Raw genomic sequence first — 22,835 nt, forward strand, 5'->3', positions numbered from 1 at the left:
AGCCGCCAACTCGCGCCCCCTATTAAAGTGAAATGGCGTATCCTGTACGACACGCAAACGCCAAATACGGGCACTGTCGAGTCATTGAGAACGAGGGATTATCCGTGAAAATCAGACCTTTTCACCTAGCCTTGCCTACGGCCAAGCTTGATGAAACACAAACCTTCTACTGCCAAACCCTCGGCTGTACGCTTGGGAGAACAAGCAGCGAATGGATTGACCTGAATTTATTTGGCCATCAGCTCGTGTTTCACGTGACGGGGTCGGACCCTCTGCCAGAATCGTACAACCCAGTCGACGCTCACAGCGTGCCCATCCCACACTTTGGCGTCGTGCTTACGCCAGATCAGCACCGAGAACTTTGCCGCCGAATCACGGGTAAAGTGGAAATGATTATCGAGCCTTCAGTTCGGTTTGAGGGAACACCTGGGGAGCAACGAACCGTCTTTTTCAGAGACCCTAATGGCTACGCGCTGGAGTTCAAAAGTTTCGCCAACGACAACGATCTATTCGCCCCGTTTTAGGGGCCTAGGCTCCAGCGAAAACCCTAATATTTGGCATCGTGATAGATGTTTTGTACGTCCTCACATCTATTAAGAAGGTCGAGTAGTTTCTCAAATTGTTCCAGTGCCTCCCCGGTGATCACCGTCTCCCCCTTGGGAACAAACTGAATCTCATCGACCTCAAAATCAATGTCGGCAAACTCATCGGTTAACGCATTGCGCGCTTTAGCAAACTCGGTATTTGGGGCCATCACAGTCACCATGCCCTCTTCGCACTCCACTTCGAGCACATCGACGTCTGCCATCACCAAGCAATCTAAAACAGCTTCCTCATCACCCTTAAATACAAATACGGCCGCATGCTCAAACATATGAGCCACCGTACCGGGCGTTCCAAATTTACCTTTACCCTTTGTGAACGCTGGCCGCACTTCACCGATGGTTCGGTTCGCGTTATCGGTCAAGCAATCAACTAGCAGCATTGTCCCACCCGGACCAAATCCCTCGTAACGGGCAATCTGGAAGTCCTCACCCACACCCGAGCCCGCTTTATCGATCGCTTTTTCGATGACATGCGAGGGAACCTGATCCTTCTTTGCTCGGTCTATTAGTGACCGCAAGGAAAGATTTGCAGAGGGGTCTGTACCGCCGGCTTTCGCCGCCATGTAGATTTCACGGCTATATCGCGAGTAAACCGCAGTTTTCATCGCGGCCGTTTTAGCCATTGAGTCTTTGCGGTTTTGGTAGGCGCGCCCCATGCCTCATTCCTCCAAGTTGAAAGTGGCTAGTTTAAACCAGAACCCTCCCTAATGCGGAGCCTCTTTATCACGAGGTCTGTTTTTCAGCTCCGGAGAGTTCACGATACACTTACTGCCAATATCGACTCTCAACATCTTAATTTGAGGCTGCGAAAAATCCCTCATGGCAAATAAAGTGAAAGGCTTTGGCCCCGGCGCGATGATCGCAGCCGCTTTTATCGGACCAGGGACCGTCACCACCGCGACACTCGCGGGGGGTAACTTCGGTTTCACCTTGCTGTGGGCGATTGGTTTCTCTGTCATTGCCACGCTTACATTGCAAGAGATGACTGCCCGCCTTGGAGCCGTTGCCCAAGTTGGTTTGGGTGAGGCCATCGCGGCGCGCACAAACAACACTCCCTTACGGTGGCCCGCCGCGCTTCTGGTGATTGCTGCCATCGTTGTAGGAAACGCCGCCTACGAGGCAGGCAACATTACCGGCGCCGGCGCCGGTCTGCCCAGCTGGACATTAAGCGCAGTAAATATTTGGCCACTCATCATTGGTTCGGCGGCGTTTTTTATTTTGAACAAACAAGGCTCGTATTTCTTAGAGCAAACGCTCGGTGCACTGGTCGTGGCAATGGCTTTGGTGTTTGTCGGCACTGCTTTGTACCTACAGCCGAGCGTCTTAGCAATTGCAAAGGGTCTGTTTGTACCCTCGCTTCCAGAGAATGCGAGCCTCCTAATACTCGGAATCATTGGCACAACGGTGGTCCCCTATAATCTTTACCTGCACGCATCCGTCATTAAACGCCACAGTAAAGAGGGCATGACACTGGCAGATGCGCGGCGAGACATTCTGGTTTCAGTTATCGGGGGTGGTGTCATTACACTCTGCATCGCCGTAACCGCCGCCGTCGTCATGCACGGTGCGGCCATAAAGACCTCGTCGTTTACACAGCTTGCACCCACATTGGCCCCGGTGCTTGGATCCGCATCGCCTCTTGTTCTTGGGGTCGGCTTTTTTGCTGCAGGCCTATCCTCGGCCATAACGGCCCCGCTCGCTGCGGCTTATGCCGTTACTGAGGTGCTTAATCTCGATGCAAAAAAACGCGATCGAGCCTTTAAATGGTCATGGCGACTCGTGCTCGCCTTTGGCGTTATTGTCGCGTCACTGAGTCTGCGCCCTATCGAGCTTATCGTTTTCGCCCAATTTACTAACGGTATTCTTCTGCCTATCACGGCGGCTTTTATATTGTGGATTGCAAATGATCAGGCACTGCTAGGTAAACATCGCAATACACCTTTCAATAATGCCATGGGGCTTTTTGTGCTCACCGTCACCTGCGCACTCGGATTACGAAGTGTACTAATGGCCACAGGGTGGCTCTAATGCAGAGATCCATCGACATCAACTGTGACATGGGTGAGTGGGAAACGAGTGAGACGGCTCAAACTGCGCAATGCACGCAATCGAGGGCACAATCAGACCTTGAGCTTATGTCCTTCATCAGCAGCTGCTCCATCGCCTGCGGTGGGCACAGTGGCGATGCGCAGTCTATGCAAACGACGCTTCGAAATGCCGTCGCTAACGGGTTGCGGGTGGGCGCTCATCCAGCCTATCCAGACAAGACCGACTTTGGCCGTCGCAGCTTGGATCTACCGCTAGACGCGCTCGCTGCGTCGCTTGAGTTACAAATCTCAACGCTAAGGGCAATCGCCATTGGTGAAGGTGCACAGCTCGCTTTTGTGAAACCGCACGGCGCGCTTTACAACGACATGGTGAGCGATAAGTCACTTGCCGATACCGTCATTCGAACAGTAAAAGCAATCGATCCAACCCTCGCCCTGATGGGGCTTGCTGGTAGCCACCTCAAAGCCTCTTGCGAAGCGCAGGGCGTGAGGTTCATTGCTGAAGCCTTTGCGGACCGCCGATACAGCGACGATGGACAACTCACTCCACGCAATCTCCCGGGCGCAGTGATAGAGAGCCCGCAGGCCGCCACACAACAAATTATGTCGCTCCTTGAACACGGCTCAGTTGTTTCAATTGACGGAAAGTCGATTCCATTGATTGCGGATTCGATTTGCGTTCACAGCGACACACCCGGGGCGTTTGAGCATGTTGCGACGATCAATACGCTACTGCACCACCGCAACATTAAGGTGATTGCGGGTCGATGACACGGGACATGACAAATCGCATAGCAGCGAATATCCGACTTCTTGCGTTCGGGGAGAGGGGGCTGCTCGTTCAGTTCGAAGAGACCGAAAAAACACCGGCGATACGCGCGGTTTCGGCACTCAACCAACAACTACTGGCCTTGAAACTACGAGGCCTTATCAGTACGACACCCAGCTATGCGAGCTTGCTTGTCACCTTTGAGCCAGCTGCCATTTCAGGCGATCGCTTGAGTACGATTATCAGCGAGTTGTTTCAGAGCCCCTCCTCGGATTTCGTGAACGCGGGGTCAGAGGTCGACCAAGCCTGTTGGCAGCTACCCACACTTTTTGTTGATGAACGTGACGAGGATGCGTGCGAGCTACAGGAAGAATTGGGGCTTTCTTGGGATCGAGTCGTCGCAACATTTTGCAACGCCACATACCGTGTGAACGCCATAGGGTTTCTACCTGGCTTCACCTATCTTGGCGGCTTATCCGACGCGCTCCAGTGTCGACGTCTAGAGGTGCCAAAAAGTCGTATACCGGCCTCTTCCGTGGCCATTGCAGGTAACCAAGCGGGAATCTATCCGATGGACTCACCGGGTGGATGGCGCGTACTGGGCCGCTTACCCTTTGCTATCTTTGAGCCCACTCGCCCATCACCAGTCCTGTTCTCACCTCACGATCAAGTCACCTTTATCTCAGTATCGGCGTCGTACTTTAACGAGCTATTGGCGAGTGCCGAGCACGGTGAGCTCAGACTGGATGACTTCAAACAGTGATTGTCACCTTCATAACCAGTGGGTTTCGAACGACCACACAAGATGCGGGACGACCAGGATATACGCACCTTGGCATTCCCGTGAGCGGCGCGCTCGATGCGCCATCGATGGAATTTGCCAACTCTTTGGTGGGCAACACACGTCATACGCCGGTGTTGGAGATCACCTTGAGTGGACCGAGGATTCGCTGTGAAACAGACGGCTCGATTGCCTTAGCCGGCGCTAATTTTGGCCTCCATATAAATGACAAAGAAGTGGATAGTGCTCGTCGAATCGTTGTAAAGGCCGGCGATGAGATCAGCTTCTCCCCCCCCTCTAATGGCTGTCGTGCCTATTTAGCCTTGGAGGGTAATTGGCAAGTCCAACGTTGGCTTGGCAGCGCCAGCGCACTACTCATCGGTAGTTATGAGCTCCTACCCAGCGCCGTGTGGAAATCTGGTGACGCCTTGACGACATTGCCAAGGCGAGTAGATCCATGGCCCTCGACTCACCTCGCACCACAACCTCTCACAAATAAAATAAGAGCATTCAGAGGCCCCGAGTTCCACTGGCTGTCCGAGGGCGCTCAGACGGCACTGTTCAACACCGAACTCATAGTCTGCGAACCATCAAATCGGGTTGGACTGAGAGCGAACACGCCCTTCGGTTTCAGCGACGATTACGAAAATATTGAAATGCAATCATCCGGCGTTATGCCGGGTACGGTGCAGCTGACACCGGGTGGCCAGGCCATCGCATTACTCGCAGACGGACAAACAATTGGAGGCTATCCCCGAATCCTTCAATGCAGCCAGTCATCAATGCGCAGACTGGGACAGCTCCGGGTGGGAGATGCCTTCTTTTTCGAAGTTCTCCCCACACCGTGTTTGACTTAGCACGAGACCGCGTCCACCGCTCAAGCAAGCTGCGAGTTGATACTGTCTCACTGTCCCCCTTTTTTTGCCCGCACGCGCTCATACGGTTTCTTACTTCCTGCGCCGGATAGGGGGCGGAAACTTAAACCGGGGGACGGGTCTTTTAGCGATTCGCCTTGTGCTGAATCTGATGGGTCAGAGTCCGCTTCCTCCCGATCACCGCCAGACTGGTCGCGGTAGGCAGAGGCGGCTTTAAAACACGCGGCCATAGCGGACATGCCGGCTATTTTCTCTACATCCTCTGACCACCAAGACGCAGCACCAATACGCAGCTCGCTTACGGTCTCGTCGATAATCGAGGCACAGTCAATTTCTAGCGCCGATGCCTGAACTGACAACGCTGAAGCAATAAGGGCTATCGATAAATGTGAGAAGCGATTACTCATGGGGCCTCCTTCTGGTGTGTTTTTTTAATTACGGCTCATAGTGTTCGCAGATCACGCTACGGGGGACCACGATTACGGCTGTAAGCGCCCCAAAATCGAACTCATGCGCACCATCTCGGTGCGATGACTCAATTGCATGAGGTAAATATCGCGAATGGATCAACGCAAAATAATAATAAACTCAATAAAAACAACATCTTGAATATTTTGGCCCGCTTGTTGCTCTAGTAGCGATGACCACCTCCAACGCGCTCATCGCATAGACCGAATGGCGCACTGGTCTCTAATTTCGTTATTACTAGGAGTAAACATGAAGACAACCATTTCCCGAACTACCAAGACTGCTGTCATCCTTCCTGCAGCGTTAATGTGCGCTCTCGCATCAAATGCTAACGCAGGCGAGTGGTCTGCGAACGCATCGGTGACCAGCAACTACATTTGGCGTGGCCTCACCCAAACTGAGAACGAGTCGGCTGTTCAAGGCGGCATTGACTACGCAGCAGACAGCGGCTTTTACGTCGGCACTTGGGCGTCTAACGTTAACTATGGCGCGGGTGACGTTTACTCGTACGAGCATGACGTTTACGCAGGCTATGCGTTTAGCACGGGCGACATCAGCTGGGATGTAGGTTACCTCTACTACAACTACGACAGTGAAGCCGAGTTTGATTTTGGCGAAGTGTATGTGGGTATGGGTCTTGGGGACTTCAGCATCCAGTACAACTTATTGGCTAATACAGAAGCGGACGAAGCTGAAGGCCAAGACTTTGGTTTTGGCGAAGCCTATTATCTGTCACTTGATTACGGCTTTGAGTTAACAAACGGCGTTGGTGTTGGCTTGCACATAGGCCATCATGACGGTGACTTCGCCGAAGCGTTTAACGGCAACGCGAGTGGCTACACTGACTACAATGTTACGTTCAGCAAAGATGGGTTTACCTTCATGATTTCTGATACGAACGTGAAAGGTGGCGCAGCCGAAGGTGGATACGATAACGACAGCGTTAAATTTGTTGTGTCCTACGCAGTCGACATCGCGATGTAACTACTGACTTCACACACCTCACTTGAGTGAGGCTGTTGTCTAAAGAAAAAGCGCTCCTTGGAGCGCTTTTTTTTCTGTCAATTCCAGAAGGAAGTACCACCCGCAGGAGATTACCCTTCAGCAGGTATGACATTAATGGGTGAAGACCACGCACGCTCCTGCAGCGTTTTAGCCAAATCGGGACGGGGGGGAACGCCTGCTCGGACCGCATCCCAGGTTGACCAACGGCAGGTCGGGTTTTCGATCACGCGCGCGTAATAAAAGGCCCTCGCTGTTGGATCAAAATTTTGATCTGACCACATCGCAGAGAGCTGTGCAGCACCGGTCTCAGGGTTAATTGAGCAGGTCGAGATGTCGACGCGAGCACCATTGTCAGGACAGCGATTAGTCTCAGGGTTAACCGCAGCGCCACCGGCACACGCTATATCCATCACTTCCTCATGGGTTTCACCTTGGGCATCAATCCAGCCCTTGATGACTTGCAAACGCTGCAGTGGTGCGCTCAAAGGATCGGCGGACGCCATGACAAGGAAATTAGGTGCGCGGGTGTCATCAGCAGATAACATGATGTCTCCCCCCATGGTCACGCCACTTTCATAAGCTCGTTCGATACCATCGGCCGCATCGAGCATGCTCTCGTCGAGGTCAGCACCCGCAAAAAAGCGAACTTTGATGCGAGGGCCAGAGGTCGCAAACACTTCTTTCCGCCTGAAAGCTTCGTACAGCGAATCGCGGGTATTTTCCTCCGCCCATGCAGCCGCGAGACCAGAGGCGCCAAATGTAGGTGTTGCACCGTTTATGTAGACCTCGCCATTAAGCTTTGAATAAGCCGTTCCACCTCTGGGCGACGGATTGGTTATCGCCAGAATACGACTACCCCAATAGAATGTTTGCGCATCTAAGCCTGTGTAGGGAACGGAGCCTCGTTGAACGGCTTCGCTTGAGAGCAAACCTAACTTGGAGACGTAATTGTCCTCCTCCACCGCAGCTGCACCGGAGTGAGTATCACTTGAGCCAATAAAACCAAACTTGTAGGGATTGGTGATGCCTGATTGCTCGAGGCTAAGACCGTTAAGGAGCGCCTCTCTTACATAAGACCCGTTAATCGCGCTCAGCGCGTTGGTTGCAACCCGATAAGGCATGATTTCAAAGCCCGCAAACTCATCCCGGTTCGAGAGCAGTGGGTGTGTCTCCGACGTACCTTTTACCTGTGTGATCTCTACGATAGGCTCATTGCGCATACGCTGTTCTGCATAAGCGTCGTCAAGGGGGTTTCCAGCCCAATCCTCGAGCTTGAACATCTGTCCGTTTGAACCGTTTGAATTATGGGGAATCGACATGCTTTCAATGCCCATCTCACGAAGCTCATCCATCCAGTCCCATAAATCTTCAGGGTTGACGGAGTGAAAACGTGAAAAAGGCTCACGCGGTAGTTTATCGCTGCCCCTAAAAATCACATTTCTGTGTAAGTTGCCCATATCGAGCGTAGACGCCGTGTACTCGTAGGCCACAAAAGTGGTGAAGTTGCCGGGATCATTAAACTCTTCGGCCGCGTCAACGGTGTCTTCCCAAGCCGAGCGAACAACCTTTAGAACCGCGTCCCTATCGATGTCCCCCGAACGAATACCGGCAACCGCACTCGGTAAGAAGCTGGCGAAGGTGCCAAGCCGGCTCACCATACTCAAGAAATCGGTATCATAATTATGCGGGTCGTTCAGACCGTGATAAGACGCTGCAAAATCACTTTGAGAAAACTCCGTCACAGTCTCAGCGGAGGCCTTAACCAAGCCCAAAAACATCGCGTGGTCCGTCACGGCATAAAAGTCCAAGGGCCGCGAGAGCTGCATGTCAAAACCGCCCGGATTCGAGATCGCCTCGCCTTTGGCAAATCGGTAGGCATCGTATGGCGTAGCCTGCGTTCCCATAGCGTAGCCATCGAAAGAGTATTCGGTATGGACGTGAAGATCCCCGTAATAGGGTGACCGTTCACCGGGAGAGACAGCCTCATTAACCACTGTCTTGTTCTCGCTACTTTCCCTTTCTAGCAAAACCGTATCAGGATCAAAAACACTGGCTGACCAGTTTCCATCAGGGTCTTGCTCAATCAGTAGTTTGTCTATCTCAACTGTGCCCTGAATTACCGCCGGGTCAGTGTGCACGTCAGCCATTGCGCTGAACGCCTCACTCGATTGTTCAACTGTCTCATCGGCGCAGGCGGTTAATAGAGCAAAAAAACAAATCGTGGGCGCTAACAACCGCCCCCCAAAACTCGATTGCGGACTCGAAAACATAGATAGCGGACCTTTTACACATCGTTATTATTGGGCCTAGCATAAAACAAAAGTGATCAGACGCCACCTCTAATCAGCCAAGAAAGGTACCCACTTTTTTTGAGCCGCCATCACGGATTCAGTCTTTGCTCTGACCAAACACCCGCTTTAATCAGACTTTTAGTTCGTATTTGCTGCTTCGATAAAATCAGATGATCGACGGAAAAAGGCTGGAAGCCAATGACCGCAAAGGTGTCAGGGGGCGTCTCAGCGAGCGGCGGCGCATCGCCTGATCCTTCAGCCTCCCCGGGTGTCTTCCAGAAAAACTGAGCTCTCGCCGCCTCGGACAACCGCGACCAGACAAGCCCTCTCTGCTCTTGTGGTCCTTTGGATCCCAGAAAGATCTCACTATTGCATCGAAGCCTATACTGCTCGCGTGTATGAGTGAAATACCATCCTATCTCAACCCGCGGACAGCTTTTTAACTCGCTGATCTTCTGACTGCGCGTATCGGTAATGATGAGGAGCGACGACTCCTCAGATCCAGCAAATCCGCGGAAGACCACCATGCGCACACGAGGCGTTCCATCATCTGCGACAGTGGCCAACTGAAAGTAACGGCTGTGCGCATCTCGTTTGTTTTTTGATATCGACTTTTCAAGTCGCTCTTGCCATGCAGGCTTCATGTCGCTGGACCTTTAATCGCTGCGGATAACGTCGAAATTCGAGGATTTAAAAATACCTGATAATCTGCAGAGATTATCAACACATTGGAACATCAAGATGCGAAAGATTGGTCAAAGTCTCGTTGTCATGCTGCTAGGTATCAGTTCTATCGCACATGCGAACTTCGATTACTTTGAGAACAATCGTCAGACGATTCGAAACGGCGTGCAAGCCGTGTTGAGCTGTAACGGTCTTTTCACCTCTAACCGCAGCATCGATCAAGTATTTAAAAGCGAGCTCGCTTATCTGGGTGACCGGGTTGTTGGCAACTCGGATGCAGGAAACTATGCCATTGATACAGCGGCTAAATGGGTAGGTGTTGGTGGTGGCGACGGCCACCGCGTTCATGCTGTGTTTCGCGAGGGTATCGGCTGTGTCGTGGTTCCACCGGACTGGGATTTAGCCGATAACACGTCGCTACCGACAATCGACCTAAGCTACCGGACACCGACAAGCCATTTGCCCTGGCCCATGGGCGATGTAACCGAAAGCAAGGTCCTACCGAGCTACGTCAACGAGACCGCGCTTCAAGCCGCAGAGCGATGGGCCTTTGAGCGCAATACAACAGCACAAAATACCGTAAGCCTGCTGGTCGTCCATAAGGGCGATATCGTCCTTGAGCGCTATGCCGATGGCTTCGATAGAACAACCCGGACACGCACTTGGTCCACCGCTAAAAGCATTGCAGCAACGCTTATTGGCATGAAAGTCGATGCCGGCGAATTGTCGCTCGACGCGCCACTCGGGTTCGACTGGCTGCCCGAGGCCACAGCCGCTGAGACCGACCCAAGAAACAAGATCACTCTGCGCCACGCCTTGCATATGAGCTCAGGACTCTACCCTGTCGACAGTTTTGGAATGGAATACGCTACGGGCTCGGGCCTTGCCTACTGGGCCGGCGCCAGCTCAATCGAGGGCATGCGTAATCGCGGATTAATTCGCGAACCCGGCACCTTTTGGGATTACGAAAACTATGACACCTTACTCGCCGTTTACGCGCTCAAGAAAACCTTTAAGAGCCCTGAAGAGTACCTGACTTACCCCCACAGGGCGTTATTCGATCAACTTGGAATGACTAATACATTGCCGTCGACAGATCGTTTTGGCGATTTCATTTTCTCCTCGCAGGTTTACACCAATGCACGTGATCTCGCGCGCTTTGGCATGCTCTATCTTCAAAATGGTGTCTGGCAAGGTAAGCGCTTACTATCAGATGAGTGGATAGACTTCGTAAGAAAACCTGCGCCTGCCTCATCTATTAGAGGGAATGACTACGGTGGCCATTGGTGGCTAGTGCCCGACGACAGAAAGGGAGAGGTACCGCCTGACGCCTACAGCACGGCCGGCAACCGCGGTCAGTACGTCATTGTTGTGCCCAGTCATGATCTTGTTATTGTCCGTCGTGGTCTCGACTTTGGAAAACAAGGATTTAACCGCTGGGATCTCTTGCGCGAAGTTCTGAAAGCATTTCCCGCTCCCTGACCCGAGAATAAACTCTCGATGACACGTCTTTTCAGAAACCAGGCTTGGCGCTAATGAACCGGGTTCTCTGCGCGCGCGTTCCTCTCTCTAAACGGAAAGTCCAAATAGCGACCAAGTAGATAGCGGCTGGACTAGTCGCGATTTCTGAGGCTCTCACACATTATCGCCACTCAGGTTATTAGGAGTCTCTCATGACCCGCCGAACTTACGAGCGCGACGGTAAAGACATTGAATCGGCAAGTGATGTCGACGAGCTCGTCTCCGATAAACGAGCTGGATGGCGCGCCAGTGCCGCAAAAGCGAGAAGACGACAGCGCCGCTACAAAAAAAGACTGACTAACGAGATCATCCACAACGATTATGCAGAGCCCCTAACAGCGGAGGATTAACTGCAGCGCTTAAGCAACATTGCGCTTCCACTTCCCGCTGCACCACTTGCCGCGACGACGGCAAGCTCGCCCCCCGAACGGTAAAGCTCATCGATAGCGGTACCAATCATAATGACCCCGGTCGCACCCATTGGGTGGCCCAGTGCAATACAACCCCCATTCACGTTGACGCTATCTGGTTCGATGCCTAACTCATGATGCAACTTAACGATTGTTGCGGCGAAAGCCTCGTGGATCTCCAAGACATCAACGTCTTCCGGTGTGAGCTGATTACGCTTAAGTATCTCCGATGTGGCAGCCACGCAGCCACCTACGACCTCTAGCGGCTCCCCGCAACAGGTTACCGAGTCTAAAATCTCTACCTTGGGCCGCACTGACAGGTCGCTCTGTAGTTGCTCATCGCCGACCAGTAAGACACCGGCGCCATCACACATCGAGGGTGAGTTTGCCGCCGTATGCACATGCGAAATACCACCAATGTCATTAAAAGCGGCGCGCTGAACACTATCGGAGCCCTCAGCCCCCAGCTTGGCAAAAGCCGCGGGCATTTCCGCCAAACGCTCGCGCGTCAGACTAGGGCGTATGCATTCATCAAGTGAGACATCACCCGATGATGTTTCCACGGGCACAATCGAGGAAAATCGCGCCTGAGCCTGTGCAGCAAGTGCCCTTTGATGGCTCAAATAAGCTACCTCGTCACAGGCTTCTCGCGTGGCACCTGTCCGAGTTGCAATGAGGTCGGCGCCCGCACCCATCAACAACATCTGATGCATTACCCCAAAATCGTGATCGGCAAAAACGCGAGCCCTGTCTGCCATTAACGGTACACGTGACATCATCTCGACGCCCCCAGCAAGCACTGCTGAGGACTGTCCGGCGCCCACCTTCAATGCGGCAATTGCAACGGCATCGATACTCGACGAGCAAAAACGATTAATCGTAAGCCCGGCAATACTCGAGGGCCAGCCGGCCAACAGTGTCGAAGTTTTTGCAACGTTCGCCGCTTGCTCACCCTGTTGTGTCACACAACCCAATACCACCTCCGATATCAGGCTGGGATCAAGTTGCACTCGCTGAGCCAGCGTCTGGTGGAGCTGCGCTAACAGTTCCGTAGGCGTTATCTCGTGCAAGCCCCCAGAGTCTTTTGCTTTCGTGCGGGGGCTTCGAATCGCGTCATAAATGAACGCCTTTTTCACTGCCCAACACCCACCACCAAACTTGCGCAGGTGGTAGTACTCCCACCCACATTAAACGTCAGCAGATTCTCCGCCCCTGCGATTTGATACTCGCCAGCCCTACCCGACACTTGCTTTGCACAATCAAGCGCCATCCTCACGCCGGTCGCTCCTACAGGGTGTCCGAGACCAATCAGCCCACCGCTGGCATTAATAGGGAAGTCTCCGTCGAGCGCGATACGGCCCTCTTCGATTGCCTTCCAGCTCTCACCGGGTGCCGTCAGACCCGAGTGATCAATCGCCATGTATTCGGTAATGGTGAAACAGTCGTGCGTCTCTAGGCCATCGACAGATGTCACTGCCTTCATATTGGCGCGACCGAGTGCCTCGCTAATGGTGGCAGCCGCGTGCGGAAATATGACGCCATTGCCCCGCGAGCTTGTAAGCTTTGTATCGAGTGAAATAGGCGCGGAGCGGTGCCCCCAACCTTTTATGCGAGGGATATCCGCAAGCTTCAGACCCTGCTTCTCAGCGTGCGCCTTTGCGACATCCTCGTTGGCCAGAATGATACACGCGGCACCATCCGTAATTTGGCCACAATCGAGCTTGCGGACACGCCCTTCAATCACCGGATTGAGGGTGTCATCAGCGCTAAAGCTACCGTCGGCAAACTGCCACCCTCGAGTCTGAGCGTTGGGATTTAACTTAGCGTTGGCAAAATTTATTTCAGCAATGCGCGTCAAGTGCTCATCACGAATACCGTGTCGCATGTCGTACTCACGCGTTATGAGATCAAACATATAGGGCCACGGAAAGTCGCAGACTTGCGCCTCATGCCCCTTCCACGTCGCCGCGCCGAGATACTCTGCACCGGTCTTACCGTTAACATTTCGCATAAGCTCAAGGCCTAGAACGCAGGCGGTGGAGTAGTGGCCCGCTTCAATATCGCGCATGGCCCCCAATATGGCCATTGACCCTGATGCGCAAGCCGCCTCATGACGCGAGGTGGGGAGCATTGCGAGCTCTGGATAAACCTGTCCAAAGAAGCCGCCGATGAGCCCTTGTCCCGCAAACAAGTCAGCAACAAAATTCCCGACGTGACCTACTTCGATTTGACCTGGCTCGATGGCGGCATCCGAAATCGCGTCGCGCAGGACCTCAGAAAACATATCGTAGACTTCGAGATCCTCACGGGCCCAGTTTCTGGAAAAGTCAGTCTGGCTACCACCCAGTATGTAGACGGCCGTTCCCATTATTATGTCCTTCGATTCCCATCTATTCCTGTCACTTTAACCAGAGATGTGACCTGATGCGAACTTGCGGTCGACGAAGGAGAAATTGGCGAACAAACACGGGGCTTGCGCAACTGCGGGCTATTGATGGGTCAGATAGCGTTGATGCAAGCGCCTGATGCGCAAAGCATTCGTGCCGCTGCGCAAAAAAAAGCCACCCAATGGGTGGCTTTTTTAAAAATGGTGGGTCGTGCTGGGTTCGAACCAGCGACCAATTGGTTAAAAGCCAACTGCTCTACCGACTGAGCTAACGACCCGAAAACTGCTTCAAGAGGGCGCGAATCTTACGACTTACAGACAAAAAAGCAAGCCCTGAAAATTACCGATACCGTGTCGGGTCAACGACACCTGCATCCGAGAAGCCAGCGGCTCTAATACGACAACTATCGCAAACACCGCAGGCCCGTCCCTGCTCATCAGCTTGATAACAGGAAACGGTCATGGCGTAGTCAACCCCGTGCGCTATACCCCTTCTAATGATGTCCGATTTACTCAAGTGAATTAGCGGTGTTTTCAGCTCAATAGACGCGCCCTCTACACCCGCTTTAGTGGCTACACCTATAAGGTTTTGATACGCGGCAATGAATTCGGGACGACAATCTGGATAACCTGAGTAATCCACGGCGTTAACACCGATGTAAATCTCTGTGGCTTCAAGTACCTCTGCCCAACCCAGCGCAAGTGACAGAAAAACAGTATTGCGTGCCGGAACATAGGTGACAGGAATACCCTCCTGAGGGGTTGTTGGCACGTCAATATCCATATCGGTCAATGCCGATCCACCGATCGCGGACAGGTCCAGGGAGATCACTCGATGCACGACATCACCGTAGCTCGCCGCTATCGCTTTGGCCGCATTAAGCTCTGCACGATGACGCTGCCCATAATCAAAACTTAAGCTGTAGCACTCTCGAGACTGGCTGTGGGCCATCGCAAGCAGCGTCGCTGAGTCCAACCCCCCTGACGTTAAGATCACCGCCTTCGTCGTCATATCAGCTCCTAACGCCCCGGCTCATCGTTCCAGAGAATTTTATGCAATTGCATTTGGAAACGGACCGGAAGTCTGTCGGCTACAATCCAGTCAGCCAAATCTGACGCGGCGATATCATGATGCGAAGGAGAGAAGAGCACATCCGAAACGCGGCTAACAAGTGCGTACTCGTCGAGCTTGAACCTCGCCCACTCGTAATCCTCCCGGCTACAGATAACGAACTTCACTTGGTCGTTGGGCGTCAGCAACGCCACATTGCTCCAAAGATTCCGATGCGACTCTTTCGAGTCCGGCGTCTTGATATCCACGACACGACTGACCGTCGTTGGCGTGTCTTCAATCGACATGGCACCACTGGTCTCCAGTGACACATCAAAGCCCGCGTCGCAAAGCACGTTTAAAAGGTCATTGCAGGCGACTTGCGCCAGAGGCTCACCCCCGGTCACACAAATCGTCTTGCAATCGAAACCGCCAACGCTCTCTAGAATACTGTCAAAGGACATCATTGCGCCTCCCGAGAAGGCGTATTCCGTATCGCAATACTGGCAACGTAGGGGACAGCCGGTCAAACGCACGAACACCGTTGGCAAACCCGCAGAACGAGCCTCGCCCTGTAGCGAGTGAAATATTTCAGTGATGCGTAACTGAGACAAAATTAAGGACCCGCGAACTTATTTGGTAGCTACTGACTATCGAGGAAGTCTTTGGCGAGCTGCGCCGCTGGATGCCCGTCTGCACCGTATTCTGAAATGACGCGCTGCAAATACTCTCGTGAGCGCTCTTGATTCCCCTTAAGGGCATGCACCCGTCCCAACTTGTAAAGTGCATCGGGCACTTTGCGATCATTGGGGTACTGGTCTAGTAACACCTGAAAGTTTTGTCTGGCTGACTCTGGATCCACGGGCTCCACAACAAGGTACAGCTCACCCAACCAATAGTGCGCGTTGGGCGCAAAACGTCCAAACGGGTACTCACCAAGAAAAGCTGCAAAAGCCGTCAAGGCATCACTAAATTGACGCTCGCGCACCAATCCGTAAGCCGCTTGGTAGGCCTCCTGCTCGCCCATCTGGGGTGCCTTAAGGGGTTCCTCAGATCCCACATTGGAATCTCCCACCGCGACCGTGTCAGCCGGTGATATTGGATCGTCCGTGGCATTGATGCCCTCTCCCGACGCAATAGTTGCAAGGCGTCGATCGACTTCAACGTAACGCTCGAGCGACTGATCCTGCAAACGCGTAAGCAAACTCGCTTGCTCCTCGACCAAACCGTTAAGACGCCGGATCTCCTCTTCAAGTTGTTGGACCCGGAGCGCAAGCGAACGCGCATCTGAGCTCATGTCCGCTAACGGCTCTGGAGTGAGCGGTACGCCTGACGTGTCTGCCTGCACATAGGGCACGACGCTCGACGGGGCCTGAGCTCCCTGAAGCTCGAAACTCTGCGCAGCAACCTGATGGGTAAAAATAAAAAAGCCGGCGACCAGCGCCGGCTTTGTCAAACGTCTAGAGATCATAAAGCCTTACTTGATCTCCACGCGTCGATTCTTGCTCCAGCTCGACTCGCCCGAGCCGTAGGCAACCGGGTTTTCTTCGCCATAACTGATCGTTTCAATTCGGTATCCTGGTACACCACTCGCAACCATGTAGTCACGGACCGCATTGGCACGACGCTCACCCAACGCGAGGTTGTACTCGCGTGTTCCCCGCTCATCCGTGTGGCCTTCCAAACGAACGTTACCGCCATCAGCCATCATTAATGCAACGTGCGCATCAATGGCCGCGCGTGAGTCATCGGTCAACGATGAGCTATCGTAATCAAAGTAGAAAACGCTACCGACTGCAGAGGCTGCATCCATAAGGCGACGTTTTTCTTCACGCTTCTCAGCCATCGCCATGGCTTTCTGCTTTTCAACGGCGCGCTGCTCTGCGGCTGCCGCCTCCGCTGCTGCAACCTGCTCCGCCGCCGCACGTTCAGCCGCTGCCTGAGCTGCCGCCTCCTCTTTCGCCGCGTTACTTGAGCATGCGCTCACTAAAGCGGCCATCAAAACAACTGCAGCTGCTTTCCCCAAAGTGTTTTTCGTTGTCATGGCGTGTTTCCTACACAAAGTCTGGTTTTGTATTGCATATAATGTAGCGCATATATGTCTATTTGTTGAACGAAAGTGACGATTTTTCTTACCAACTAAACAACATTGGAGACCACGCGGGCTCTTGCACACTGCCGGAGCGAGCAGGAAGGCTAAATTTCACCCCTCCGTCAACGGCAACAGCACCTAACACGCTTCGTTCTCCTCGCTTTGTCGCGTAAATAACGAGAGATCCATTGGGCGCGATACTTGGACTCTCATCGAGTGACGTCTCCGTCAAAACAGTCATTCGCTCTGTAATCAAGTCAAAGACCCCGATATGAAAACGACCATCTCTCTGGTGAACGAGCGCAACGTTACGTCCATCCTCTGCGACGCGCGCACGCGCGTTGTAACGCCCTTCGAACGTTACACGTTCAACTTTCCCGGTGGCTAAGGTATATCGATAAATTTGAGGACGCCCTCCCCGGTCAGACGTGAAGAGCAGGGATTTTCCATCCGGCATCCAAGTCGGTTCGGTATCAATCGCATAATGACGCGTTAGTCGCGTCAGCTGCTTTGTTTCGAGATCAAGAAGGTATATGTCGGGGCTGCCGTCTTTGGACAACACAAGCGCCATTGATCTGCCGTCGGGTGACCATACGGGGGAGTTATTCAGGCCTCGGAAATTCGTAAGCTGTTCACGCGCCCCCGTCGCGAGCACTTGCCGATAAATCGCAGGCCGCGATGACTCAAACGAGACGTAAGCGACTTCCTTACCGTCAGGTGACCAACTCGGCGCCAAAATAGGATCTCGCCCTTCGAGTAGCACGATGGGACGCTGACCGTCGGCATCAGCAACCGTCAAGCGATAAAAGTCTTTTCCCTCAGGATTTCGGGTTACCGACACATAAATTAAGCGCGTCGCAAAGGCGCCTTGAATGCCCGTTAACTTCTCGTAAATAGCATCCGCAACACGGTGTGCCACCATTCTCGCCTCCGACTCGGGACCGGCCACCTGGGATGAGAAAAGCTCAGTCCCCCGATCGACATCGTAAAGTGCGAATTCAATACGCAGTTGCACACCTTTACTGACGCGGCCGATAACCAGATAACGCGCCGCAATGGCCCGCCAATCACGGTAGAAAATGTCTTCGGTACGTGTAGGCAAGCTCAACATATCGCGGCGACTAACAGGGCTGAACTGGCCGCTTCTGGCCAAGTCAGAGTCAATAATTTGAGCGAAGTCCACGGGCGCCGCGCCCAAACCGTCCCAAGCAAAGGGTGCCACTGCAATCGAGGTGGGGTTGTCGATGCCACGCGTCACCTGGATTTCGAGTTGTGCAACGGACGCGCCGCTAAAACAAAGAGCGCAGACAGTCAGGAAAATACGCAACAACATGATCAATACCTCAAATCCTCAGGACGGAACCGCAACGGGAAACGGCGAAAGTATCGCTCGAAATCAGAAATAGATAAAACCGCCACTTCGGGAAATTGACCCACGCGCTCAACAGCGGCAATCGCGCTGCGATCAAAGGCGTTACTCCCGCTTCCGGTCGCAACAGTAATACCCACCACCTCACCCGTGGGAACGAGGCTTATTGTCAGCAAGGCCTCCATGCCATTTCTTGCAGAAGCTGGACGCCGCCAATTTTGCGTGATGCGGGCTTGCATCAAAGCGGCCACCTGCTGAACTTCGTCAAGCGCATCCCCCTGATCAATAGACGCCATCTGAGGGAGTTCATCTAGCCCGGCCATCAACTCCTTCTGTAGCTCAGCGAGCCGGTCCTCTTGCAGCGAGTCAGGTGTGATCTCTTCGATCGGCTCCTTTGGTGGCTCAACGAGCGCCGGGACGACTGGCTTTGGCTCGAGCGGGGCAGGTTTTGGCTTGGGCTTGGGCTTGGGCTTGGGCTTCGGTTTGGGCTTTGGTTTGGGCTTTGGTTTGGGCGGGGACTTCTTGGGCGCTTTCAACGACACCAGCGATGCCTGAACCACTTGCGCTTTCGCGACGACCGTTGCCTCACTCGTGTTCCACTCTCCCTCTATGGCGACTAAAAAGGCCACGTGAACAAGGACAGCAACAAATAAAGGGACGGCGATAATGAGGACGCGATCAGAATTCACTGTCTTCTCGCCGGCGCCTCGGTGACCAACCCCACTGATGGCGCGCCCGCAGCCTGTAACTCTGACATAAGCGAGACCACTTCTCCGTAGGGTACTCTCGCATCACCCCACACCATCACTGCTTTATCAGGGTTGCGTTTTAGCACAGTGGCAACACGCTGGCGCACTGTCTCAATACTCAGTGCCTGGTCATCACTCGCGCCTAAATTGAGATACAGCTTCGCTTCGGCATCGATCGAGACAATCAAAGGCTCAGCATCACTGTCAGAGACCGGCGTTGAATTGGCTTTAGGCAAATCAACTTCCACGCCTTGCATCAATAACGGTGCCGTCGCCATAAAAATGACCAGCAACACCAGCATGACATCGATGTAAGGTACAACATTGATTTCAGCAACGGCGCGACGCGGTCTCACTGCCCACTCCCGCCTTTTTGCGCGTAGCTTTGCCGCTGCAGTAGGCCCGAGAACTCATCGACAAAGGCATCATAACGGTTGAGTAGCGCATCCACTCTTGCTGCAAACCGGTTGTAGGCCAATACAGCAGGAATGGCGGCAAAAAGCCCCATTGCCGTCGCGATGAGTGCTTCAGAAATGCCCGGTGCAACCGCAGCAAGCGTTGCTTGTGAGCTTGTCGCTAACCCTCTGAAGGAGTGCATAATCCCCCAAACAGTGCCAAATAGACCGATGTAGGGACTTGTAGATCCGACGGACGCCAAAAAGGGCAAATTGTGTTCCAGCCGATCGCTCTCTCGGGTAAGCGCCACGCGCATCGCGCGTCGTGATCCCTCGACAATCGCCTCGGCGTCCATGCTGGGTTGACGCGATAGCTTTGAAAACTCCTTGAAACCGGCACGAAATAGGGCTTCACCACCGGTGATATCAGCGCCCTCATCGATCGCATTAGAGCCCTCTCGATAGAGCTGTGCGAGATCCATTCCCGACCAAAATCTATCTTCAAAATCGAGGAGCTCTGCATCCGCACGACGTAAAATGATGACCCGCTGCACGATCATGAACCAGGATGTCACTGACGCAGCCACCAGAATGGCCATCACGAGCTTGACCGTGAAGCTAGCCCCTACTATTAGCTCGATTACACTCAGTTCATCTGTCATCTGTTACCTCTTTTGGTATTAGCGCCCCTTTGAGCACCTTCCTCAACCCGATCGGCATTCGCTTAGGCTTTCCGGTCTTTCCATCTGTTAACGCTGCGGTAACCTGACCGCGGGCCAACACCTGCTCCCCTCGAAGTACAGCTTGCTCAAAGACAATCGATGCACCACCTGCAGCGATGACTTTTGCGTTCGCGACCACCTCATCATCGAGCCTCGCAGGCAACAAATAATCAATGCTCGCGGAGGTCACTACAAATACTGATCCGTCCTCCATCACAGCGGTTTTATCGACTCCCATAGAACGGATAAGCTCTGTGCGAGCGCGTTCAAAATACTTTAAATAATTCACGTAGTAGACGATACCACCGGCATCCGTATCCTCGATGTAAATACGGATTGGCAAAGCAAACTCAAGCACCCTCTTTATCTCCAAGGTCCAACGCTAAATTGGTTGAGGCGGGCTCCGAGGTTTTGCCCAAGGACTCGCCCGACCTCGGCGCTGGTAACCCAAAATGTCGATAGGCCGCGTTCGTCGCTATGCGTCCGCGTGGCGTGCGAATAATGAGCCCCTGTTGAATCAAATAGGGCTCGATAACATCCTCGAGCGTCCCTCGCTCTTCAGATAGCGCAGCGGCCAAGCTGTCGATGCCAACTGGACCACCCTCAAACTTCTCAATGAGCGCCAGTAAAAAACGCCGGTCCAAATGATCGAAACCTTGATCATCAACACTCAGCATGTCGAGGGCCTGCTCCGCCATTTGCTTAGAAATTAGCCCGTCGCCTTTAACCTGAGCGTAATCTCGCACCCTTCGCATTAGACGATTCGCGATTCGAGGGGTACCTCTCGATCGCTTCGCGATTTCCAGTGCCCCGGCATCATCGGCCTCAACACCCAAGATCGATGCAGCGCGAGTAACGATATGCTTTAAATCTCCCACCTCGTAAAACTCTAAACGCTGCACGATGCCAAAGCGATCTCTAAGCGGTGACGTGAGAAGACCGGCTCGTGTCGTGGCGCCCACCAGCGTAAACGGCGGCAAATCGAGTTTAATAGAGCGTGCGGCGGGCCCCTCACCAATCATGATATCAAGCTGAAAATCCTCCATCGCGGGGTAGAGAATCTCCTCAACATAAGGACTCAAACGGTGAATCTCGTCGATGAACAAAACATCGTTAGGTTCGAGATTCGTCATGATAGCGGCAATGTCTCCGGCCTTCTCAAGCACGGGACCACTGGTCGTTTTCAGCTGCACGCCCATCTCATTTGCGACAATACTGGCCAGCGTGGTCTTGCCGAGGCCGGGGGGGCCAAATATGAGCGTATGGTCTAGTGGTTCTCCTCGCCCTTTAGCCGCTGACAGGAAGATTTCCATCTGTTCCTTGACAGCTGTCTGCCCAATGTAATCGTTTAATGTTTGCGGCCGAACCGCACGATCAAGTGCCGTTTCGCGATTGTCGGCGGTGTCACCCGCTACTAGTCGATCTGTCTCTATCACTATGACTTCCTCGCTAACGCCATTTCCTCACCGCATAGCTGACTGTAATGCAGCACGAATCAAACCCTCGCTCGTTTCGACATCCTCGGACTCGACAGCCGAAATGAGCCGCGAGGCTTCTGTCGGTTTGTATCCCAGTGCCACCAAGGCTTGCTCCGCTTCGCCACGGATATCCAATTTAGTATCTGAGGCAGGGGAAGCGACACCCTGAGTTGGCAATACATCCGAAAGCCACTGCCCAGCCTTGTCACGCATTTCAACAAGCAGCCGCTCGCCCGTTTTCTTACCTACACCAGGCAACGCCACCAGCGCATCGACATCATTTCGATTGAGACAAGCCGCAAACTGCTCGGTATCCATGCCAGAGAGTATCGCGAGCGCCAGCTTTGGACCTACGCCGTTTACTTTAATGAGATCTCGAAATAAACGCCGGTCAATCTCTCTGACAAAGCCGAAGAGCTGCTGTGCATCCTCCCGCACAACAAAATGGGTCAATAAAATGCATTCCTCGCCAACGCCCGGCAACTGATAGATCGTTGTCATGGGGACTCTGACTTCATAGCCAACGCCTCCGACGTCGATGATGACCTCTGGCGCTTGCTTGGCAATAATGATGCCGCGTAGTCGTTCGATCATGTGCTGTAAAACTCCTTGAGAACTACTTGAGCCGTCGCATCGCGAACGCCTGAGCTCCGGTCGCGCGTCGCACAGCCTCTCCGCTAATATGGCAAAGCGCCGCCGCAAGCGCGTCACTCGCATCCTCACCGGGCGTCGCAGGCAGTCGCAGCAGCCGCGTCACCATGTGCTGGACTTGGTCCTTTGTTGCGCCCCCAGTACCCACGACCGCCTGCTTTATTTGACGCGTTGCGTACTCAAAAACTTCTAGCTCACGGGTAGCGCAAATCACCATGGCGGCACCGCGTGCCTGCCCAAGCTTCAGGGCAGATCCGGCACTTTTATTCATGAAAACTTCTTCGATCGCAGCAACCGTTGGAGAAAACTCGTCAATAATCTCGTTGAGCGCTTGAGCCAACACTTTAAGGCGCAATGCTAAGGGCTCATCGACAGGCAACTTGATCACGCCACTACTGACGTACCGGTTACCCGCCTGTGTTACTTCGACAAGACCGAATCCCGTTTTACGGGATCCGGGATCGATACCAAGAATGACTGTCACC

The 22,835-nt window shown here is 53.4% G+C and carries 26 protein-coding genes and 1 tRNA gene; 8 read left to right on the forward strand and 19 right to left on the reverse strand.

The window, feature by feature from the left end; genetic code table 11:
* Positions 1-104 precede the first annotated feature (104 nt).
* Positions 105-524, forward strand: a complete 420-nt coding sequence (locus E0F26_RS00460; protein ID WP_279242076.1) for a VOC family protein — start codon at positions 105-107, stop codon at positions 522-524.
* Positions 525-547: 23 nt separating this feature from the next.
* Here E0F26_RS00460 and E0F26_RS00465 read toward each other — a convergent pair whose 3' ends face one another.
* Positions 548-1,261, reverse strand: coding sequence for a YebC/PmpR family DNA-binding transcriptional regulator (locus E0F26_RS00465; protein WP_279242077.1), 714 nt, complete (start codon positions 1,259-1,261; stop codon positions 548-550).
* Between the two features lie 163 nt (positions 1,262-1,424).
* On the opposite strand from E0F26_RS00465, the gene E0F26_RS00470 reads away from it, so the two are divergent.
* Genes E0F26_RS00470 through E0F26_RS00485 form a run of 4 tightly spaced genes read left to right on the forward strand, consistent with a single transcriptional unit; the run spans position 1,425 to position 5,060 of the window.
* Positions 1,425-2,633 carry an Nramp family divalent metal transporter gene (locus E0F26_RS00470; RefSeq protein WP_279242078.1) on the forward strand — a complete coding sequence of 403 codons (1,209 nt, stop codon included), beginning with the start codon at positions 1,425-1,427 and terminating at the stop codon, positions 2,631-2,633.
* Positions 2,633-3,424, forward strand: coding sequence for a 5-oxoprolinase subunit PxpA (locus E0F26_RS00475; RefSeq protein WP_279242079.1), 792 nt, complete (start codon positions 2,633-2,635; stop codon positions 3,422-3,424). Before E0F26_RS00470 ends, E0F26_RS00475 begins: the two co-directional genes overlap by 1 nt.
* An 8-nt stretch (positions 3,425-3,432) precedes the next feature.
* Positions 3,433-4,185, forward strand: coding sequence for a 5-oxoprolinase subunit B family protein (locus tag E0F26_RS00480; RefSeq protein WP_279242080.1), 753 nt, complete (start codon positions 3,433-3,435; stop codon positions 4,183-4,185).
* Complete coding sequence (locus tag E0F26_RS00485) at positions 4,182-5,060, forward strand: 5-oxoprolinase subunit C family protein (RefSeq protein ID WP_279242081.1); 879 nt, start codon at positions 4,182-4,184, stop codon at positions 5,058-5,060. The genes E0F26_RS00480 and E0F26_RS00485 overlap by 4 nt, the downstream gene beginning before the upstream one ends.
* A 47-nt stretch (positions 5,061-5,107) precedes the next feature.
* On the opposite strand, the gene E0F26_RS00490 is transcribed toward E0F26_RS00485, so the two are convergent.
* A complete protein-coding gene (locus E0F26_RS00490; RefSeq protein WP_279242082.1) occupies positions 5,108-5,485 on the reverse strand; it encodes a hypothetical protein in 378 nt (125 codons plus the stop codon).
* Between the two features lie 310 nt (positions 5,486-5,795).
* On the opposite strand from E0F26_RS00490, the gene E0F26_RS00495 reads away from it, so the two are divergent.
* Positions 5,796-6,530, forward strand: a complete 735-nt coding sequence (locus E0F26_RS00495; RefSeq protein WP_279242083.1) for a TorF family putative porin — start codon at positions 5,796-5,798, stop codon at positions 6,528-6,530.
* 110 nt (positions 6,531-6,640) lie between these two features.
* On the opposite strand, the gene E0F26_RS00500 is transcribed toward E0F26_RS00495, so the two are convergent.
* Both E0F26_RS00500 and E0F26_RS00505 read right to left on the reverse strand, forming a co-directional pair.
* The gene (locus E0F26_RS00500) at positions 6,641-8,698 is read right to left on the reverse strand and encodes a DUF3604 domain-containing protein (protein ID WP_279242084.1); all 2,058 of its coding nucleotides are present in this window, start codon (positions 8,696-8,698) and stop codon (positions 6,641-6,643) included.
* A gap of 233 nt (positions 8,699-8,931) precedes the next feature.
* Positions 8,932-9,486, reverse strand: coding sequence for a pyridoxamine 5'-phosphate oxidase family protein (locus tag E0F26_RS00505; protein ID WP_279242085.1), 555 nt, complete (start codon positions 9,484-9,486; stop codon positions 8,932-8,934).
* Between the two features lie 97 nt (positions 9,487-9,583).
* Between E0F26_RS00505 and E0F26_RS00510 the strand changes: the two genes are divergently transcribed.
* Both E0F26_RS00510 and E0F26_RS00515 read left to right on the forward strand, forming a co-directional pair.
* Positions 9,584-11,008 carry a serine hydrolase domain-containing protein gene (locus E0F26_RS00510; protein ID WP_279242086.1) on the forward strand — a complete coding sequence of 475 codons (1,425 nt, stop codon included), beginning with the start codon at positions 9,584-9,586 and terminating at the stop codon, positions 11,006-11,008.
* Between the two features lie 191 nt (positions 11,009-11,199).
* A complete protein-coding gene (locus E0F26_RS00515) occupies positions 11,200-11,397 on the forward strand; it encodes a hypothetical protein (RefSeq protein ID WP_279242087.1) in 198 nt (65 codons plus the stop codon).
* Here E0F26_RS00515 and E0F26_RS00520 read toward each other — a convergent pair.
* The 15 genes from E0F26_RS00520 to ruvC all read right to left on the reverse strand — a co-directional run bounded on the left by E0F26_RS00520 (position 11,394) and on the right by ruvC (position 22,834).
* A complete protein-coding gene (locus E0F26_RS00520; RefSeq protein ID WP_279242088.1) occupies positions 11,394-12,593 on the reverse strand; it encodes an acetyl-CoA C-acyltransferase in 1,200 nt (399 codons plus the stop codon). The two genes, E0F26_RS00515 and E0F26_RS00520, sit on opposite strands and share 4 nt — an antisense overlap.
* Complete coding sequence (locus E0F26_RS00525; RefSeq protein ID WP_279242089.1) at positions 12,590-13,825, reverse strand: acetyl-CoA acetyltransferase; 1,236 nt, start codon at positions 13,823-13,825, stop codon at positions 12,590-12,592. Before E0F26_RS00525 ends, E0F26_RS00520 begins: the two co-directional genes overlap by 4 nt.
* A gap of 220 nt (positions 13,826-14,045) precedes the next feature.
* Positions 14,046-14,121 (reverse strand) — tRNA-Lys (locus tag E0F26_RS00530).
* Positions 14,122-14,183: 62 nt separating this feature from the next.
* Entirely contained in the window at positions 14,184-14,855 is a 672-nt protein-coding gene (queC, locus tag E0F26_RS00535; RefSeq protein ID WP_279242090.1) for a 7-cyano-7-deazaguanine synthase QueC, read from the reverse strand.
* Positions 14,856-14,863: 8 nt separating this feature from the next.
* Positions 14,864-15,508 (reverse strand): 7-carboxy-7-deazaguanine synthase QueE, encoded by a 645-nt coding sequence (gene queE, locus E0F26_RS00540; protein ID WP_279242091.1) that lies wholly within the window; start codon positions 15,506-15,508, stop codon positions 14,864-14,866.
* A gap of 29 nt (positions 15,509-15,537) precedes the next feature.
* Positions 15,538-16,365, reverse strand: a complete 828-nt coding sequence (gene ybgF / locus E0F26_RS00545; protein WP_279242092.1) for a tol-pal system protein YbgF — start codon at positions 16,363-16,365, stop codon at positions 15,538-15,540.
* Positions 16,366-16,371: 6 nt separating this feature from the next.
* A complete protein-coding gene (pal, locus tag E0F26_RS00550) occupies positions 16,372-16,938 on the reverse strand; it encodes a peptidoglycan-associated lipoprotein Pal (RefSeq protein ID WP_279242093.1) in 567 nt (188 codons plus the stop codon).
* 88 nt (positions 16,939-17,026) lie between these two features.
* The gene (gene tolB / locus E0F26_RS00555) at positions 17,027-18,319 is read right to left on the reverse strand and encodes a Tol-Pal system beta propeller repeat protein TolB (RefSeq protein ID WP_279242094.1); all 1,293 of its coding nucleotides are present in this window, start codon (positions 18,317-18,319) and stop codon (positions 17,027-17,029) included.
* Positions 18,320-18,321: 2 nt separating this feature from the next.
* Positions 18,322-19,044: an energy transducer TonB gene (locus E0F26_RS00560; protein WP_279242095.1), complete on the reverse strand. Its 723-nt coding sequence runs from the start codon at positions 19,042-19,044 to the stop codon at positions 18,322-18,324.
* Positions 19,041-19,460: a protein TolR gene (tolR, locus tag E0F26_RS00565; RefSeq protein WP_279242096.1), complete on the reverse strand. Its 420-nt coding sequence runs from the start codon at positions 19,458-19,460 to the stop codon at positions 19,041-19,043. The genes E0F26_RS00560 and tolR overlap by 4 nt, the downstream gene beginning before the upstream one ends.
* Positions 19,457-20,161, reverse strand: a complete 705-nt coding sequence (tolQ, locus tag E0F26_RS00570; protein WP_279242097.1) for a protein TolQ — start codon at positions 20,159-20,161, stop codon at positions 19,457-19,459. The genes tolR and tolQ overlap by 4 nt, the downstream gene beginning before the upstream one ends.
* Positions 20,151-20,579 (reverse strand): YbgC/FadM family acyl-CoA thioesterase, encoded by a 429-nt coding sequence (locus tag E0F26_RS00575; RefSeq protein ID WP_279242098.1) that lies wholly within the window; start codon positions 20,577-20,579, stop codon positions 20,151-20,153. The genes tolQ and E0F26_RS00575 overlap by 11 nt, the downstream gene beginning before the upstream one ends.
* The gene (gene ruvB, locus E0F26_RS00580) at positions 20,572-21,657 is read right to left on the reverse strand and encodes a Holliday junction branch migration DNA helicase RuvB (RefSeq protein ID WP_279242099.1); all 1,086 of its coding nucleotides are present in this window, start codon (positions 21,655-21,657) and stop codon (positions 20,572-20,574) included. The genes E0F26_RS00575 and ruvB overlap by 8 nt, the downstream gene beginning before the upstream one ends.
* 27 nt (positions 21,658-21,684) lie before the next feature.
* The gene (gene ruvA, locus E0F26_RS00585; RefSeq protein ID WP_279242100.1) at positions 21,685-22,293 is read right to left on the reverse strand and encodes a Holliday junction branch migration protein RuvA; all 609 of its coding nucleotides are present in this window, start codon (positions 22,291-22,293) and stop codon (positions 21,685-21,687) included.
* Positions 22,294-22,315: 22 nt separating this feature from the next.
* Positions 22,316-22,834, reverse strand: coding sequence for a crossover junction endodeoxyribonuclease RuvC (gene ruvC / locus E0F26_RS00590; protein WP_279242101.1), 519 nt, complete (start codon positions 22,832-22,834; stop codon positions 22,316-22,318).
* Position 22,835: the final 1 nt, after the last annotated feature.

It is taken from the genome of Candidatus Paraluminiphilus aquimaris (assembly GCF_026230195.1).
In the GTDB taxonomy this organism is placed as follows: domain Bacteria; phylum Pseudomonadota; class Gammaproteobacteria; order Pseudomonadales; family Halieaceae; genus Luminiphilus; species Luminiphilus aquimaris.